Consider the following 17,198-nt stretch of genomic DNA (forward strand, 5'->3'; position numbering starts at 1 on the left):
GTTTTAACATGACATTTGCCATTAAAAAAATACATCACGTTGCATATCGCTGTAAGGATGCGAAAGAAACTGTTGAGTGGTATAAAAAAATGCTCAACATGGACTTTATCTTAGCTTTTGCTGAAGACCATGTGCCTTCAACCAAAGCTTTTGACCCTTATATGCATTTATTCCTAGATGCTGGTCAAGGCAACGTTTTAGCATTTTTTGAATTGCCAACCCAACCAGAAATGGGCCGAGATGAAAACACACCTCAATGGGTACAACATATTGCCTTTGAAGTTGAAGATTTAAATGCCCTTTTAGCTGCCAAAAAACATTTGGAAGAAAACGGCGTTAAAGTACTAGGCATTACCAACCACGGTATCTTCCACTCAATTTATTTCTTTGATCCAAATGGACACCGTTTAGAACTGACTTATAACGATATCCATGCAGAAGAAAAAATTGCAAAAATTACTGAAGAAATGAAAACTGAAATGTTAGATGAATGGAGTAAAACTAAACGTGCTCCACACCATACTCATTTCTTGCATGAAGAAGAATTAGGCGCATAATTCTTTCAAAGCAATCGTTTCAAAAGTCGGCATTGGTGGGAATAGTTTGAATGAACTGTTCTATATCAATGCCGATTTATATTGTTTAAATCTACTAAACTTCTCTCAATTTACGCTATAAATAAAAGATGAAGGTCATTGTAAGAATTGTTGATTATTAAACATGTGAATTTTGCTAATAGAAAAAGGTGATTTCTATTTTTCTATAGGCTCAGGCATGATGTAAAACGCATCAATTCCAATTTATGTTTATACATAACTGTTTAACTGCTGAAGTAAATCGATTAAGGGTATTTAAATGATTGAAGAAAAAGTATCTGGGGGGGTTCAATCACTTGAAGTTGGTTTATCCGTACTAAATGCCCTGTTAGAGCACAATCAACCGATTATTCTCAAAGACTTATCGAGTAAGCTCGAGATGCATCCTGCCAAAGTACACCGTTATTTGGTGAGCTTAATTCGTATGGATTACGCCAAACAACTTGAAGATGGGCAATATGCCCTAGGCGATCAGGCATGGCGTTTAGGCTTAAACTGCATTCAGCACAGTGACACTTTACAGCTGGTACAGCATCTAATTTATGACCTACAAAGCAAAATTGGCTGTGGTATTCAAATTAGTAAGTGGTCACCGAAAGGCCCTGTTGTGGTTCAGTCTATTGAATCTAACCACCCTATTTCGATTGTGACAAAAGTTGGCTCAATTATGCCTTTAGTCAATTCTGCTGCGGGACGTTTATTTGCCTCTTACCTTCCTGAGCATTTTATTCGTCCTTTATTAGAAGCTGAATGGCAAAAGCATCAAGAGCTTGGTCTAAACATCGCACCACACAACTGGCAAGAGTTTTTAGAACTTAAAGATACGATCCGCCAGCAACAAATGTCGGCAGCGAGAGGTGACTTACTCACAGGTATTAACGCAGTCGGTCTACCAGTATTTAACTCAAATCAAGGAATTGAGTTTTGTATTGTAGCGCTTGATAGCGAAATGTTTTTACCCGTCGATCCACAAAGTAAAATTATCGAAACGCTTAAAAATGAGATTAATTTAATTAATCAATATATTAAAAGTCGCTAATCAATAGCCATAAAAAAACCAAGAGCATTGCTCTTGGTTTTTTTAGACTAGAGACAAAGCAAAACTTATTTTGCTTCGAGAACACCACGGCGAATTTGGTCACGTTCAATCGATTCAAACAATGCCTTGAAGTTACCTTCACCGAAACCGTCGTCATCTTTACGTTGAATAAATTCAAAGAAGACTGGCCCAATCATATTTTCAGAGAAGATTTGTAATAAAAGCTTCTTCTGGCCATCTTTAGTACTGCCGTCTAATAAAATACCGCGTTGTTTTAACTCTTCAGTTGGTTCACCATGTTCAGGTAAACGCTCTTCAAGCATTTCATAATACGTATTTGGCGGTGGTGTCATAAACTTAAGACCAAGGCCTTTCAATTTATCCCAAGTCGAAATTAAGTCATCACAAATAAACGCGATATGCTGAATACCTTCGCCATTAAAATCAGCTAAGAATTCTGCAATTTGGCCGTTACCCTTGTCTGAGTCTTCATTTAAAGGAATACGAATCATGCCATCTGGTGCAGTTAATGCTTTAGAGGTTAAACCTGTATATTCACCTTTAATGTCGAAATAACGAATTTCCTGGAAGTTGAAAATCTTCTCGTAGAAGTTTGCCCAATACTCCATACGTCCTTTGTAGACGTTATGCGTTAAGTGATCGATTTCTTTTAAACCCGCACCTTCAGGATTACGCTGCGCATCATCGAAGAAAACAAAGTCATTTTCATAAATATCGCGGTCAACCAAGAAGATTGGCATGCCACCAATACCTTTAATTGCCGGAATGTTAAGCTCCATTGGCCCAACTTTTGAGTACATTGGTTCTGCACCAAGCTCAACCGCCTTTTTAAAAGCTTTTGCTGCATCACGAGTTTTGAATCCCATCGCACAAGCAGATGGACCATGCTCATTAAAAAAGAATGAAGCATAAGATTCTGGCTGATAATTCAGGATAATATTGATATTTCCTTGACGCCATAAGTACGCTTTTTTCGATTTATGCTTGGCTACTTTTGAAAAGCCGATTGTTTCAAAAATTGGATCTAATTCATTTTCTTTTGAAACAAACTCAATAAATGCAAAACCGCATAATTCTAATGGGTTCTCTAAAATATCCATCTAGTTTCCCTCTGGTAATTACCTGATCCGTTTACTTCTCATGCTGATCTGGTCAGCTCCTTTCTCTATAGAATACGCATTTGCTGGGAGTATGTTTGAACCGTCAAAATGCCTTAGCCCAACGCATCCTATGAGAAAAAAACCAATAACTAAAACGAAGATTGAGTGAGCGCAAAGCCGATGATTAATTTCCCTTCTATATGGTGTTTGTTTTCCATACACACTGTCCTTTCTTATCTAAAAGTACGATTGAGATTTTTCAATAAACCTTTAAAAATCGTCTTTTCCTAAAGTTATTCCTAGATTTATGGAGGCCAACATCCTTGTTGGACCTCCAATGGCCATTTACCTTAAAACAGATGCTACTAAAAACAATTAAATTATGCAATACATAATTTAATTATGAATTGTGTAATTTATTAATCAAATTACTCTGTTTGCTTGTGCTTGTTTTAGATTTCATATTTTTAAATCATTGGGTACACTCACATGGCTTTTAAAGTTCTAAGGGCGGAAAAATCATGCTTTTAATCAGTGCCTGTTTAATTGGGGAGCCTGTACGCTACGATGGCCGCTCTTGCTTACACACTACACTCAAGCAGTTATTTTTAAATAAAAAAGCGCATACACTTTGTCCGGAGTTATTAGGTGGTTTTACTACTCCAAGGTTACCTGCAGAAATTGTTGGGGGTACGGGGCAAGATGTGCTTGATGGCAAGGCAAAAATCACGGATTCATCTGGTTTAGATGTGACAACGCTCTATTTAAAAGGTGCTCACCGCACTTTGGAAATTGCACAGCAAATAAAAGCAAGTTGTGTGGTTTTAAAAGAAAATAGCCCATCTTGTGGCAGTCAAAAAATTTATAACGGTACTTTTCAAGGCGAGAAGATTACGGGTGTTGGGATTACCACAGCACTGTTACAGCGCCATGGTTTTAAAGTGATTTCTGAAAACGAAATTGAAGATTGGTTAGCAGCACATCCTCTTTAACCATTGTCTGCTCAATCAAAACCCTTTTAATTGCTTTCTAAAACGGAAACAGAAAGCACTCAATATACAAGCAACTAAATAGCTTATGACTGCCATACTCCAGAAACCATAAATTCCCATTGCAGAAATCGAGTGACTTCCCCAGTGCAGCCCTTTATAAGCCATCCACCAACCACCGCCCAATCCGAAGCATAACACCACGACCAAAAAAATTAGCATCGGTAAAATCGACACATCCCAACAGCGTAACAAAGAGGTCAATAACGTCATTAAGCCATCTAGAAAGTGAGACAGACACACAATCAACAACAAGGATGCAGCCAAAATCTGCACGGCCAAATCATCTGAATAGAACGTGACAATTAAGTCCCGTTCCAACCATAAACACAGGGACAGACTGCCACTCACTGCCATAATTACCCATATACTTTGTCTGGCAATTTTGTTGGCTTCTTCCATGTTGCCACTGCCCATAGATCTCGATACCAAAATGCTATAAGCCGAGGCAATGGATGAAGGAAAAATAAACATGAAGCCGCCAGTGCTCGCGACAATTTGATGGGCTGCTGACACCACACTCCCAAAAGGTAAAATCAGAATAGCAACCGAACAAAATGCAACAACATCCATCAACGCCATGATTGCTGTCGGGATACCTATTTTTAAAATCATCCGCAGACTTTGTCGGCTATCTTCAACCGAACGTTCTGGATGCTCAATAAAGATGTATCCTTTCTCCAAGAAAAATAGGTAATAAACAGCCAACATAAACCACCGTACAATGAGAGTGGCTAACAAAGCCCCTATCGCACCGAGTGGCGGAATTGAAAATAAAGCGACACCATAAATTAAAAGATAGGACAAAATAATTTTAAGAATGAAGAAAATGCTATCTGATAATAAAACCTTATACGCATTTTCAGTGACCTGAGACAAAGCTGTAAATAAGCGCATCAATAAATGGGCAGGTAAAATAAATACCAAAGCCCAAATACAGTTTTTGGTAATTGAAATGACATGTTCAGATGCACCAAATAGTTTTGGTAAATCACGGAATACGTAAAGCAAGCCAATACTGATCAATGCAGAACATAACATCAGCCAAATGCCTTGAATAAAAATCTGACGAATACGTGGTATGTCATGGCAACCATAGGCTTCTGAAAGCTTGAGTATCACACCTTGCAAAATACCCATCCCAATGACATAAATCACTGTATATAAAGATAAGGTTACCGATAATGCGGCGACATGGTCATTGCTAAAATGCCCTACATAAGCAAGATCAATCAATCCACTTAAAACTAGAATTAAATTGCTTGAGAGCATGGGAATAAATAATTTAAAAATCTGGTTCATCAAAAAAAGCCTTATTTTTTTCTTTGCGATTTATGTTGATATTCACGTTATTTTTAGTGCATCAATCCAAAGCAAAAGACATACCAGTTCTAAATTCAGCTTCCCCCTAAAATATTCTTTAAATAAAAAAGCCAAACTATTCGTTTGGCCTTCTTTTGTAATATATGTTGTTTGTACCGTTATTCTTGTTTGTGTTTACTTGCCCAATAAGTCGCAAGCGCAGGCCCAGAAATATTATGCCAAAGGCTGAAAATTGCGCTTGGTACAGCCGTAATCGGGGAAGCCGCAAAATGCACTGCTGCAAGCGCCACGCCTAAGCCTGAGTTTTGCATTCCTACTTCTACCGCAATTGCTTTACTGTCCGCATAAGGCAATTTAAAGAAACGCGCTGCTGCAAAACCTAATAAATATCCAAATCCATTATGTAATATCACTACCGCCAAAATGAGTAAACCCGACTGTAAAATAGCTGCTTTACTGCCACCAATAATGGCTGCCACAATCGCTACAATTGCAATCACTGAAACTAATGGCATGACTTGAATATAGGATTCGACTTGACGTTTAAGCCATGTTCTTAAAATCAGACCAACTACAATAGGCAGTAGTACGACCTGCAAAATCGAAATAAACATCGAAGCTGCATCTATCTTTAACCATTGGCTGGCAAGCAAATAGAAAATAGCAGGTGTTAATACAGGTGCTAAAAGTGTTGATACCGATGTACAAGCGACCGATAACGCTACGTTACCCTTGGCCATGTAGGTAATCACGTTTGAAGCTGTTCCACCTGGGCAACACCCCACCAAAATAACCCCAACTGCGATTTCAGGCGGTAAATTAAATAATTTACATAGAACATATGCCAAACCAGGCATCACCACAAACTGTGCTACCACCCCAATCAACACCGCTTTAGGGCTTTGTAATACCCCTTTAAAATCATCGACGGTCATGGTCATTCCCATGCCGAGCATAATAATGCCCAAGATCCAGGGAATATAAGCTTTAAGCCAGACAAAAAATTCAGGTTGCCATAGTGCCAATGCCGCAAAAACGATGACCCATAAAGCAAACGTTTTCTGAACAAATTGAGTAAAACGTAATAATGCAGACATGCTGTTCATCCATATCAAATCGCAATTAAAGCCCAAACATCATGGGCACTATCTCTAGCATTCACTTAACAAGTCAGTCGATTGAATACGGATAACCCCTTGTTGCTGCATGGTTTGCCATGCCTGTTCTAACGAACCGTTGAGATTAATACCTTTGCACGCATCTTCAATCACTAGAGTTTTAAAGCCGAGTTGAATTGCATCTAAAGCAGTCCATGCAACACAAAAGTCCGTGGCAATACCAACCACATAAACCGTATCAATACCGCGCTCTTTTAAATAGCCTGTTAAACCAGTCATTGTGGTGTGGTCTGCTTCCATAAAAGCCGAGTAGCTATCAATATGAGCATGAAAGCCTTTTCGAATAATCAGTTGAGCTGTCGGAATATTTAAATCTGGATGAAATTCGGCATCTTGGGTGCCCTGTACACAATGCTTAGGCCAAAGCACTTGTGATCCATAGTCGAGTTCAATGGTTTCAAATGGCTGCTTGCCAGCATGGTTGACTGCAAAAGAAATATGATTATCTGGATGCCAATCTTGAGTCAGAACGACATTTTCAAAACAACCTGCCAATTGATTAATGGTTGGAATAATTGTATCGGCGTCGACAACTGCCAAGTTTCCACCCGGCGTAAAACCATTTTGTACATCAACTATGACTAAAGCCGAATTTTGTGGTTGTTTCTTCATTTTCATGCCATCTTAAGTCCCATTCGGGAAAAATATGCATTTTATCTTGCCATAAAAAAGACTGTATCAAGTAGGGATTCGCAGAATTGCACCATATTGTCATATTTACTGTCTTTTACTTGAAATGATCAAATTGGCATTCTATGTTTTGCTCAAGTTTACATAGGGTTTATCAGTTAAGCATATTGTTCTTATGCGTCTGATCAGTCATAATTTGCATAATTGTCATTCAACAATCTGTTATTGTTAGAACTGGACAATCAAAATACTGCAACCATCCCACATTTTGTTTTTCTTACCTCAGATTCGGATGGATAAATAGGATATTTTTTAAAATGACTCAGCAAGCACAGACCATTCAAGGCTCAATCGTCGCAATTGTCACTCCCATGTTGAAAGATGGCGGTGTAGATTGGAAGAGTCTTGAGAAGCTGGTTGAGTGGCACATAGAACAAGGTACAAACAGTATTGTAGCCGTCGGGACAACCGGCGAAGCCTCAACATTGAGCATGGAAGAGCACACACAGGTTATTAAAGAAATTATTCGTGTAGCCAATAAACGTATTCCAATTATTGCCGGTACTGGTGCAAACTCAACCCGTGAAGCAATCGAATTAACTAAAGCAGCTAAAGACCTCGGTGCTGATGCAGCTTTACTTGTAACACCATACTATAACAAACCAACCCAAGAAGGCCTTTACCAACACTATAAAGCGGTTGCTGAAGCTGTTGAATTACCTCTTATTCTTTATAACGTACCTGGTCGTACTGGCGTAGATTTGTCAAACGATACAGCGGTACGTTTAGCAGAAATTCCTAATATTGTAGGGATTAAAGACGCAACAGGTGATGTACCTCGTGGTAAAGCTTTAATCGATGCTTTAAACGGCAAGATGGCTGTTTACTCGGGTGACGATGAAACTGCATGGGAACTTATGCTTCTTGGCGCAGACGGTAATATCTCGGTTACTGCAAACATTGCACCTAAGGCAATGAGCGAAGTATGTGCGGTTGCAATTGCTAAAGATGAGCCACAAGCGAAGACGCTTAACAATAAGATTGCAAATTTACACAATATTCTATTTTGCGAATCAAACCCAATTCCTGTGAAATGGGCACTACATGAGATGGGACTGATTGATACTGGTATTCGTTTACCACTCACTCCTCTCGCTGAGCAATATCGCGAACCTCTCCGCAATGCCCTAAAAGATGCGGGAATTATTTAATAAGAGCAATTTATGATGCAATTACGTCTTGGTTTAGTCCTTGCAGTTTCAGCCTTAAGTTTAGCTGGCTGTGGTCGCTTCGCACTCAATAATCACTCTTTAGATTATAAAAAAGCAAAGCAACTCGCCCCGCTTGAGTATCCTGCCGATGCAACTGTACGACCAGCGACGCCTTTGTATCCTGCACCAACAGTAGACCAGCTCGCTATCGATCACGCGCCGAAGTTTGAAAACAAGCGTGGCAACCGTTTTGCATTGCCACGCCCTGAGCAAACGAAAGATGATTCAGCAGATACATCTGCTCAATCAGGTAGCGCGCTTAGTCGCCCTCAACTTGTGACAGATGGTAATAAAAACCCACTGTTAAAAATTGATGGAAGTACTGCTGAAATTTGGCAATACACCAAAGCAACCTTAAGCACGTTAAATTACAACATCATCGCTCAAGGCAGTAATCAAGCGACGATTAAAGTAAATGACAAAACTTATGTGCTTAAACTGACTGGTGTTGGCTCTAGTCATAGCCTTGCTCTCTTTAATCCAGACAACACTTTTGCAAGCCCTGATGTTGCTGCGGAAGTGTTAAACCAGATTTACCAAAATTGGCCAGCCTAGTCGTTTACTAGGCATTTTTTTTTAAAAGGTTCCCTCATGTTAAAACAAACCTTGCTCTATACTGGTAAAGCAAAATCTGTATATGAAACAGACAATGCCGACCATCTGATTTTAGTCTTTCGTGATGATGCCTCTGCGTTCAATGGCGAAAAAATCGAACAACTAGATCGTAAAGGCAAGGTGAACAACCGTTTTAACGCCTTCATCATGGAAAAACTTGCTGAAGCAGGTATCGAAACGCATTTTGAAAAATTGCTTTCTCCAACTGAAGTTCTTGTTAAGAAACTTCAAATGATTCCTGTTGAATGCGTAATTCGTAACTACGCAGCGGGTTCTTTATGCCGTCGTTTAGGTGTTGAAGAAGGTAAAGAACTTACTCCTCCTACATTTGAATTGTTCTACAAAGATGATGGCCTAGGCGATCCAATGGTTAACGAATCTCAAGCGATTGCTTTAGGTTGGGCGACTGCTGAACAGTTAGAACAAATGAAAGTGTTAACTTATAAAGTAAATGATGTATTGAAAGCATTATTTGCTGAAGGCAACATGATCTTGGTGGACTTCAAACTTGAATTTGGTGTTTTCCATGACCGTATCGTACTTGGTGATGAATTCTCTCCAGACGGTTGCCGTTTATGGGATAAAGACACTAAGAAGAAACTCGACAAAGACCGTTTCCGTCAAGGTTTAGGCGGTGTTGTTGAAGCTTATGAAGAAGTTGCTTCTCGTTTAGGTGTAGATTTATCTGACATCTAATTCGCCAGCTTCATTAAAAAACCGAGCATTTCCGCTCGGTTTTTTATTTTCAGAACCCTAAAATTTAGGAAAAGTAGACAGATTTGTATATTTAATTAAATTATGACTTGCACAATATAAAAGCAAAGCACTAAAATCTAAAAAAACACTAATTGCATCACAATAATTAAATTTAAAGTATGGTGAATTTTATGGAACTATTTAAGCCTGAAAAGAGATTAATGAATCACTCGATACATTTTGGTGAAAATCCATTAGTGATTTTATCTAATTTTAGCGATTCCGCTTTGAAACAAGGCTGGAGCGAAGCTGAAGTAGAAACTGTCATTTCTGAAGCTTCTCAAGGTGACTATATGAAACTCATACGCACATTGAGAACATATACCTTGCTTTAATCATCGACCTTACTGTAAGCGCGCAGCCCCAACCTCTTGCTGGTTTCGGACTCATTCATAGAACTTGCTCGCCTTTAACTCAGGCAACAAATAGTCTTGTTATACAAAGTACTCTCTATCTCTGTTTATATTTAACCGTCCTATCTGGTTAATTGCTTTTATTTGCATATTATTTTGTTTACCACCGTATCATTCAATTTATAAAAAGACACATAAAGCTGTTAGGAATAAACTGGATTTATCCCGAATGCTGCCTTAACAATAAATAAAAATAATAAGTAGAAAATATTTATTCAGTGAGGAGCAAACCTGATGGATCATGAAATAGAGGAAAAAAAGGTCGAGCAAACCTTAAGCTGGCGTGAAAAAATGGCAGTAGAAGAACATGAGAAACTGTCACCCCGTTTGGTCTATGAAATTATCCGCCGTGATGGTGCAGAAGAACTGGATCGCCCAACAGCTGCACTGATCTTTTCAGGCATTGCAGCAGGTCTGGTCATCAGTTTTTCATTTGTATTTAAAGCGATTATTGCCTCTTATATCCCAACTGATGCGATCTGGACAGATTTAATCACCAATTTCGGTTATACCATTGGCTTTCTAATTGCCATTTTGGGCCACATGCAGCTCTTTACCGAAAATACCATTACTACAGTTGTGCCCTTATTTAAGCCCTTTACATTGGACAAATTAAGAGCCGTGGGCCGTTTATGGGGGATTGTGATTCTATGTAATATCATTGGAACAGCTTTGGCGAGTTTATTCTTCTTGACCACTGACCTCTTTACTCCAGACATTGATAAAGCACTAGATGAGCTAGCGCATCATGTTGCATCTTTTTCTGCAATCCAGAACCTGCTTAAAGGGGTTATGTCGGGACTTTTAATTGCCGCATTGGTCTGGATGTTACCCTCTGTTAGCAATAAATTCCTAGTCATCTTTTTCATGACTTATCTGATAGGACTAGGCGACTTTACCCACGTTGTCGTTGGCTCTACCGAAATGTCCTATCTGGTCTGGCAAGGAGAAGCTTCTATTGGCGAATATCTATTTAATTTCCTGATCCCAACCACCATTGGCAATATTATTGGTGGTACAGGCGTGTTCACGCTACTGATTTACGGTCAGGTCACTGAAGAGTTGGAATAACAAGAAGCAATAAAAATTATTGCTCCTGCTGCCATCGGCGTTGCTGGAGGCGCTCACCTTCGACTTCACGTTTGTTTCTTGCCGACTCATAGAGTTTGGTTCCCTTCAACTCAGGCGGCAAATAGTCTTGCAACACAAAGTGCTCAGGGTAGTCATGAGGATAGAGATAATTAATTCCATAACCTTGCTGTTTCATCAGCTTGGTTGGCGCATTTCTCAAGTGTAAAGGTACTGGTAAATTTGCCGTTTTCTCAGCAAGTTCCAAGGCCTTATTAATCGCGAGGTAAGTACTATTACTTTTTGCACTGGTCGCTAAATAAACTGCTGTTTGACCCAAAATAATTCGAGCCTCAGGCATTCCCACCGCCTGTACAGAACGGAAACATTCACCTGCAAGCAATAATGCATTTGGATTCGAGTTTCCAATGTCTTCTGAAGCGGCAATCAACATACGTCTTGCAATAAAAACCGGATCTTCCCCACCTTTAAGCATCCGCGCCATCCAGTACAAGGCTGCGTCTGGATCACTACCACGAATCGATTTAATAAATGCAGAAACGAGATCGTAATGCTGCTCACCCGATTTGTCATAACGCGCAATATTTTGCTGAGCGACTTTTACCACCACAGCATTGGTAATGGTATTTTCAATTTCAGGCTCAAAAGTACTCGCAATTAAGTCCAGTAAATTAAGCGCTTTACGAGCATCACCTGCCGCAAACTGCAAAAGAGCATCGTACTCTTCAATATGAATATAACGTTCTTTTAATAATTTATCGGCTTGAAGTGCATTGTTGAGCAGCGTCTGAATTGCATCACTATCTAAGCTATTTAAGGTATAGACCTGACAACGTGATAAAAGCGCACTATTCACTTCAAAAGACGGGTTTTCAGTCGTCGCGCCTATTAAGGTAATTTTTCCTTTTTCTACCGCACCTAATAATGCATCTTGCTGAGATTTATTAAAGCGATGAATTTCATCAATAAAAACCACAGGTGTCAGTAAATCACCACTTTCTGCAATCACTTCACGTAATTCTTTTACACCCGTATTCAGCGCAGATAAGCTTACAAATGGGCGATCTATCGCTTGAGCCAAAAGTAAAGCAATCGTCGTTTTACCGACACCTGGCGGCCCCCAAAAAATAATAGAAGGCAAATGTCCCTGATCAATCATTTGACGTAGAGGTGCATGTTCACCTAACAAATGATCTTGCCCAATAATTTCAGACAAGTCTCTCGGGCGCAGGCGTTCAGGAAGTGGAATATGGGTGTCTGACATCTCAAATAGCTTTATCGTCTTTTCACTATAGTCTATTGCGTCTCACAGAAATCTACAATTTGAATCTATAAGACACATCCTTTATTTACAGGCTAACTCGAGGCCTTAAGAGAGTTTCTTACTCAGCTTCAATAGACGGGCTTTCGGACCGTCTTCAATTACCCAAATTGAACCGTCTTGTGCTTCATGTAAACCACGAATACGTTGCTTCATTTCTAATCTCTGCACTTCTTTTACCGGCTTATGCTCTAAATCTACAACGACAATGGCTTCGGAAGATAACCCGCCAATTAAGGCTTTATTTTGCCATACAGGAAATTGTTGCCCGCGATAAATAATCAAGCTCGACGGTGAGATTACCGGAGTCCAGTCTATCTCAGGTGCTTTAAATTCAGGACGAGTATTATGGTCTGGAATAGGTTGACCTGAATAATGGTCGCCATTTGAGACAATTGGATAACCATAATTTTCACCTTTGGTAATAATATTAAGCTCATCACCACCTTTAGGTCCCATCTCAACTATCCAGAGCTGTCCTTGGCGGTCAAAAGCCATACCTAAGGGATTACGGTGTCCAAGCGACCATATTTCCGCAGTGACGCCGCCTTGCTGATAAAAAGGGTTATCTACAACCGCCGAACCGTCATCATTTAAACGTAGAATTTTACCCAAGTTACTTTTCATGTCTTGGGCAGGGTCAAACTTTTGGCGCTCACCTGAACTCACCCACAGCTTACCATCTACGCCAAAAAGCATACGATGCCCATAATGGCCCTGTCCTGACACTTTAGGTACTTGCTGCCAAATTTGCTTTATATCGGTAAGTTTTGGTTGATTAGGATTAGATAAATCTAATTTCGCACGTGAAATCACTGCCCCAGATCCGCCTTGCCCTTTGGCTGCATAACTGAGATATATCCAGTGATTTTTGGCAAAGTCTGGGTGTAGAGCTACATCCCCTAAACCGCCCTGTCCGCCATAGTTCACCGCTGGAACATCCTGAACGTCTAGCACTTGTTTATTTTGGGGATTAAAAATTTTTAATTTGCCTTGTCGCTCAGTGACGAGTAACCGTTGGTCCGGCAAGCTGGTAATCGCCCAAGGTTCATTAAAATGTGTAATTGCCTCTAGCTGATAAGTTTGTTTGGCAGCATTGGTTTGCTCTGTTTTTGCAGTTGTATTTTGTTCAGGATTTTTTGAATTAGTATTATTGGAGCCACAGGCCATTAATAATAAGAAGCTACTGCATAACAAGGGGGCTGCTAGTCGTCTCATCATTTTTATCTCCTTTTGCTTTTATTTTTATATAACGGAGATCATTAAAAAATTTACGATAAAAGTGTTACTTTATTATACGCTGTAATTTAAATGCCCATCGGGAGCGTATTAACGCACCCAACGCACTACATAATCTTCTAAATCATCTTCATGTACATCAGTTTCAGGAATACAACGTCCTGCAACCGACTTTTTCGCCTTAACGACGCTTTGTCTCGTACCCGTATTTAAATAGTGCCAAGAAGGTAAATTCTTGCCTTCGTTCAAACGTTTATAGGCACAGCTTGATGGTAACCAATGAATGGTTTTTAAGCTTTCTGGCGTCAGTTGCAAACAGTCAGGTACTTGCTGTTGACGGTTTGAATAATCCGAGCAACGCCCTGTGCTGCAATCGAGTAACTTACACGCTACCTTGGTGTAAGCCACCTCATGGGTATCTTCATCTTCTAGCTTAACCAAACAGCATAAACCACACCCATCACACAAAGCTTCCCACTCAGCCTGTGTCAGCTGCTCTAGCGTGTAATTTTTCCAAAACATTGGACGAAGTGAGGTCTCGGTAGACATAAGTTTTTAACAGCTATATAGATAAAGCAAAGTGAGATTATAGCATTGAACTACACTGGGCTTAAGAAAATAAGCCGTATTTTTGGCATCACAAAATGATTGTTTAATATACATTTCAACCACATAAACGACACATTTCGTGCAAAAAACACGCTATATAGTAAAAAGACAATGAAAAATAAGGAGGACAGCATATGTTCCGTTGGGCAATAATTTTTGCAGTGATTGCACTCATTGCCAGTCTATTAGGGTTTGGTGGTGTTGCAGGGTTATCTAAAGACTTTGCCGTGATTTTATTAGTGATCGCTGTAATTCTCGCTGTTATTGGTTTTATTTCGCGAGGCCGAACCTAATTTAATTATGACCATATCAAAAAGAAGGAACTCGTTCCTTCTTTTTTATTGGCTGATTGTTTCTATGTTTTTCTTTTGATGTAGATTTTTATATAGTTATTCATATGGCTTTTATTTTTTATGCTTTAATCAAGCGTATTTAAATCAAGTTAAATTTCAGGATTAATGTCATGAGTACAGCAATTAAAACCCGTGAAATTCAATATACTGCACCAGATGGCAGCCATTTAATTGGTTACTTTGCAGCTCCAGAGAGTGAAAGCCCTGTAGCTGGTGTCATTATTGGTCCTGAGTGGTGGGGTCGTAACGAATACACTGAACAACGTGCGCGTGAACTTGCTGAACACGGTTATGCTGCACTTGCAATCGATATGTATGGCGATAAAAAAGTGACTACGACTGCGGCTCAAGCTTACGAATGGATGATGCAGACATTTGAAGAGTTAGACACGGTGACTGACCGCGCTAATGCAGGGCTTCAAACTTTAGCTGCTCAACCAGAAGTGAACAGTGAAAAACTTGCAGCGGTAGGGTTTTGCTATGGTGGCAAAGTAGTACTCGATCTAGCTCGCTCAGGTGCTCCTCTCAAAGCAATTGCGACATTCCATGGCACATTAACACCTAAGGCTCCTGCTCAAAAAGGCAACATTCAAGGTGAAGTTTTAGTTCTACATGGTGAACTAGACAGCATGGTCACCTTAGAAGATGTTGCTAATTTTGAAAAAGAGATGCAAGCTGCTGAGGTTAAACATGAAGTAGTGGTTTTAAAGGATGCTAAACATGGCTTTAGTAACCCGCTTGCAGATGAAAGAGCTAAAGCGAATGGTGTCGACCTTGGCTACAACAGCGAAGCGGAAAAACAAGGCCTTGCTAAAATGTACGCTTTATTAGAACGTACTTTAAAATAAAAGAAGCAAATTTGGAGCAAATGGTTCTTTTTTCGCATTTGCTCCCTTAAATCTTTATGACTTTGCAATATTTTTCCTGTATTTTTTAAACCATACTTCAATAAATATACTCCCGTTGAGCTAGAGCAAAGCCTAGTCTTATTTCCCGCACTCGGGGTTTAATGGAATAACATGAGAGGATACAACAATGACTGACAATAAATGTCCGTATTGCAATTTTGATGAATATGACATCATTGATAAGAATGAATTTGCTGTAATTTTACCTGACCCAAATCCGTTGTCTAAAGGCCACTGTGTAGTGACTCCACTGCGCCATGTAAGCTCGTTTTTTGATATTACCTCGAAAGAGCATGAAAGCTTATTGACACTTCTTGAAATTGCCCGTCATGAAACACAGCTTCGTCATCAACCAGCTGGTTTCCATATTGGCTTTAATGATGGTGAAGTATTTGGCCAGACTTCCGACCACTTCCACATTCATGTCATTCCTTACTATAAAAACCAACCGTTGAAACTTGATCAACGTTGGGGCGTAAAAGCGGATTAATCCTTTTTATGCTGGACAGAGACTACTCGTTTTAAAGTAGTCTCTGTTTGAACAGGCTCGTTCTGATTGCTTGCTTTAAACAAAACTTCTCCCCAATTTCAGCTATAATTTAGCCCTTACTTTTCTTCTATAGCTGTTCATGCCTGAATTTTCTTTTTCTGATGCCCTCTTAAACTGGTTCGATCAACATGGTCGTCATGATTTGCCATGGCAAGTCGCAGATGACCCATACAAAGTTTGGGTTTCTGAAATTATGCTACAGCAGAGTCAGGTAAAAACAGTTCTGCAATATTTTGACCGCTTTATGGAGCGCTTTCCAACGGTAGACGCTTTAGGTCATGCAACTTGGGATGAAGTCGCCCCTTATTGGGCAGGTCTTGGCTATTACGCTCGTGCCCGCAATTTGCATAAAGCCGCTGGTCTTGTAGCACAGCAAGGTAGGTTTCCTGAAACCCTAGAAGAATGGATTGCACTACCCGGCATTGGTCGCTCGACCGCCGGCGCGCTCATGTCTTTGGGTTTACGTCAGTACGGCGTCATTATGGATGGCAACGTGAAACGCGTTTTAGCTCGCTTCTTTGCCATTGAAGATGACTTAAGTAAGCCACAACACGAACGTGAAATGTGGAAACTCGCTGAAGAGCTTTGCCCTACACATCGCAACCATGACTACACACAAGCAATTATGGACTTGGGTGCAACCATCTGTACGCCTAAAAAGCCTCTTTGTTTATACTGCCCAATGCAAGCTCATTGTCAGGCTTACCAGCAAGGTTTAGAACAAGAATTACCTTTTAAAAAGCCGAAAAAAACACCCCCTGTTAAAACAGCAGATGTTCTTATTATTCAGTGTGAAGATGAGTGGTTCTGGCAACAACGCCCAGCTCATGGCCTATGGGGTGGTTTATTCTGTTTACCTATTTTAGAAAATGAACATGAACGACTGAACATAAGCCAGCAATTTAAACTACAGCCTCAGGCACAAACTTTTCAGATCAGCCATAGCTTCACTCACTTTACATGGTTACTTAATGCTCATGTGTTCCACGTGGAACCTGATCAAAAAGAACATCTGGCGATTGAACTTGAAGGCCAATGGCTGAGTCCGGAACAGGCCATTGCCAAAGGTGTACCAACTGCTATGAAAAAATTGATCTCGACAAGCCGTTCATGACATAGTGGTCAAAATAATTTTGAT

19 protein-coding genes are annotated in these 17,198 nt (G+C 39.9%); 12 read left to right on the top strand and 7 right to left on the bottom strand.

The features are described from left to right. The first annotated feature begins 8 nt into the window (after positions 1 to 8). Together ACIF8R_RS14620 and ACIF8R_RS14625 are read left to right on the top strand one after the other, a co-directional pair. Complete coding sequence (locus tag ACIF8R_RS14620) at positions 9 to 557, top strand: VOC family protein (RefSeq protein WP_209045337.1); 549 nt, start codon at positions 9 to 11, stop codon at positions 555 to 557. 298 nt (positions 558 to 855) lie between these two features. Further along, entirely contained in the window at positions 856 to 1,635 is a 780-nt protein-coding gene (locus tag ACIF8R_RS14625) for an IclR family transcriptional regulator (RefSeq protein WP_304393624.1), read from the top strand. 65 nt (positions 1,636 to 1,700) lie between these two features. Here ACIF8R_RS14625 and hppD read toward each other — a convergent pair whose 3' ends face one another. Then, positions 1,701 to 2,756: a 4-hydroxyphenylpyruvate dioxygenase gene (gene hppD, locus ACIF8R_RS14630; protein WP_000353163.1), complete on the bottom strand. Its 1,056-nt coding sequence runs from the start codon at positions 2,754 to 2,756 to the stop codon at positions 1,701 to 1,703. 521 nt (positions 2,757 to 3,277) lie between these two features. On the opposite strand from hppD, the gene ACIF8R_RS14635 reads away from it, so the two are divergent. After that, positions 3,278 to 3,748, top strand: coding sequence for a DUF523 domain-containing protein (locus ACIF8R_RS14635; protein ID WP_396481556.1), 471 nt, complete (start codon positions 3,278 to 3,280; stop codon positions 3,746 to 3,748). 15 nt (positions 3,749 to 3,763) lie between these two features. Here ACIF8R_RS14635 and ACIF8R_RS14640 read toward each other — a convergent pair whose 3' ends face one another. The 3 genes from ACIF8R_RS14640 to pncA form a co-directional block, all read right to left on the bottom strand. Beyond that, positions 3,764 to 5,107 (bottom strand): MATE family efflux transporter, encoded by a 1,344-nt coding sequence (locus tag ACIF8R_RS14640; RefSeq protein WP_396481558.1) that lies wholly within the window; start codon positions 5,105 to 5,107, stop codon positions 3,764 to 3,766. A gap of 179 nt (positions 5,108 to 5,286) precedes the next feature. After that, a complete protein-coding gene (locus tag ACIF8R_RS14645) occupies positions 5,287 to 6,225 on the bottom strand; it encodes a bile acid:sodium symporter family protein (protein WP_039253998.1) in 939 nt (312 codons plus the stop codon). Positions 6,226 to 6,279: 54 nt separating this feature from the next. After that, positions 6,280 to 6,924 (bottom strand): bifunctional nicotinamidase/pyrazinamidase, encoded by a 645-nt coding sequence (gene pncA, locus ACIF8R_RS14650; protein WP_396481561.1) that lies wholly within the window; start codon positions 6,922 to 6,924, stop codon positions 6,280 to 6,282. Positions 6,925 to 7,253: 329 nt separating this feature from the next. Between pncA and dapA the strand changes: the two genes are divergently transcribed. The 5 genes from dapA to ACIF8R_RS14675 all read left to right on the top strand — a co-directional run bounded on the left by dapA (position 7,254) and on the right by ACIF8R_RS14675 (position 11,062). Further along, positions 7,254 to 8,147, top strand: coding sequence for a 4-hydroxy-tetrahydrodipicolinate synthase (dapA, locus tag ACIF8R_RS14655; RefSeq protein ID WP_006581543.1), 894 nt, complete (start codon positions 7,254 to 7,256; stop codon positions 8,145 to 8,147). Between the two features lie 15 nt (positions 8,148 to 8,162). Next, a complete protein-coding gene (locus tag ACIF8R_RS14660; RefSeq protein ID WP_209045401.1) occupies positions 8,163 to 8,762 on the top strand; it encodes a lipoprotein-34 precursor (NlpB) in 600 nt (199 codons plus the stop codon). A 36-nt stretch (positions 8,763 to 8,798) separates the two neighbouring features. Then, positions 8,799 to 9,518 carry a phosphoribosylaminoimidazolesuccinocarboxamide synthase gene (gene purC / locus ACIF8R_RS14665; RefSeq protein ID WP_108679651.1) on the top strand — a complete coding sequence of 240 codons (720 nt, stop codon included), beginning with the start codon at positions 8,799 to 8,801 and terminating at the stop codon, positions 9,516 to 9,518. 191 nt (positions 9,519 to 9,709) lie between these two features. Further along, complete coding sequence (locus ACIF8R_RS14670) at positions 9,710 to 9,913, top strand: hypothetical protein (protein WP_263614885.1); 204 nt, start codon at positions 9,710 to 9,712, stop codon at positions 9,911 to 9,913. A 312-nt stretch (positions 9,914 to 10,225) separates the two neighbouring features. Then, a complete protein-coding gene (locus tag ACIF8R_RS14675; protein WP_209045348.1) occupies positions 10,226 to 11,062 on the top strand; it encodes a formate/nitrite transporter family protein in 837 nt (278 codons plus the stop codon). A gap of 16 nt (positions 11,063 to 11,078) precedes the next feature. On the opposite strand, the gene ACIF8R_RS14680 is transcribed toward ACIF8R_RS14675, so the two are convergent. From ACIF8R_RS14680 to ACIF8R_RS14690, 3 genes are all read right to left on the bottom strand, one after another. Further along, positions 11,079 to 12,344 carry a replication-associated recombination protein A gene (locus tag ACIF8R_RS14680; RefSeq protein ID WP_396481563.1) on the bottom strand — a complete coding sequence of 422 codons (1,266 nt, stop codon included), beginning with the start codon at positions 12,342 to 12,344 and terminating at the stop codon, positions 11,079 to 11,081. A 105-nt stretch (positions 12,345 to 12,449) separates the two neighbouring features. Beyond that, positions 12,450 to 13,619 (bottom strand): PQQ-dependent sugar dehydrogenase, encoded by a 1,170-nt coding sequence (locus ACIF8R_RS14685; protein ID WP_396481611.1) that lies wholly within the window; start codon positions 13,617 to 13,619, stop codon positions 12,450 to 12,452. Positions 13,620 to 13,730: 111 nt separating this feature from the next. Continuing rightward, a complete protein-coding gene (locus tag ACIF8R_RS14690) occupies positions 13,731 to 14,189 on the bottom strand; it encodes a YcgN family cysteine cluster protein (protein ID WP_263614890.1) in 459 nt (152 codons plus the stop codon). 194 nt (positions 14,190 to 14,383) lie between these two features. Between ACIF8R_RS14690 and ACIF8R_RS14695 the strand changes: the two genes are divergently transcribed. The 4 genes from ACIF8R_RS14695 (at position 14,384) to mutY (ending at position 17,174) form a co-directional block, all read left to right on the top strand. Next, positions 14,384 to 14,542 carry a DUF1328 domain-containing protein gene (locus ACIF8R_RS14695; protein ID WP_000490267.1) on the top strand — a complete coding sequence of 53 codons (159 nt, stop codon included), beginning with the start codon at positions 14,384 to 14,386 and terminating at the stop codon, positions 14,540 to 14,542. A gap of 170 nt (positions 14,543 to 14,712) precedes the next feature. Beyond that, positions 14,713 to 15,450 (top strand): dienelactone hydrolase family protein, encoded by a 738-nt coding sequence (locus tag ACIF8R_RS14700; protein WP_311087302.1) that lies wholly within the window; start codon positions 14,713 to 14,715, stop codon positions 15,448 to 15,450. Between the two features lie 187 nt (positions 15,451 to 15,637). Further along, complete coding sequence (locus ACIF8R_RS14705) at positions 15,638 to 16,000, top strand: HIT family protein (RefSeq protein WP_396481565.1); 363 nt, start codon at positions 15,638 to 15,640, stop codon at positions 15,998 to 16,000. Positions 16,001 to 16,139: 139 nt separating this feature from the next. Continuing rightward, positions 16,140 to 17,174, top strand: coding sequence for an A/G-specific adenine glycosylase (gene mutY / locus ACIF8R_RS14710; protein ID WP_396481567.1), 1,035 nt, complete (start codon positions 16,140 to 16,142; stop codon positions 17,172 to 17,174). The last annotated feature ends 24 nt before the right edge of the window (positions 17,175 to 17,198 follow it).

Origin of the sequence: Acinetobacter sp. ABJ_C4_1, from assembly GCF_044538495.1 — a bacterium.
Lineage (GTDB): Bacteria > Pseudomonadota > Gammaproteobacteria > Pseudomonadales > Moraxellaceae > Acinetobacter > Acinetobacter nosocomialis_A.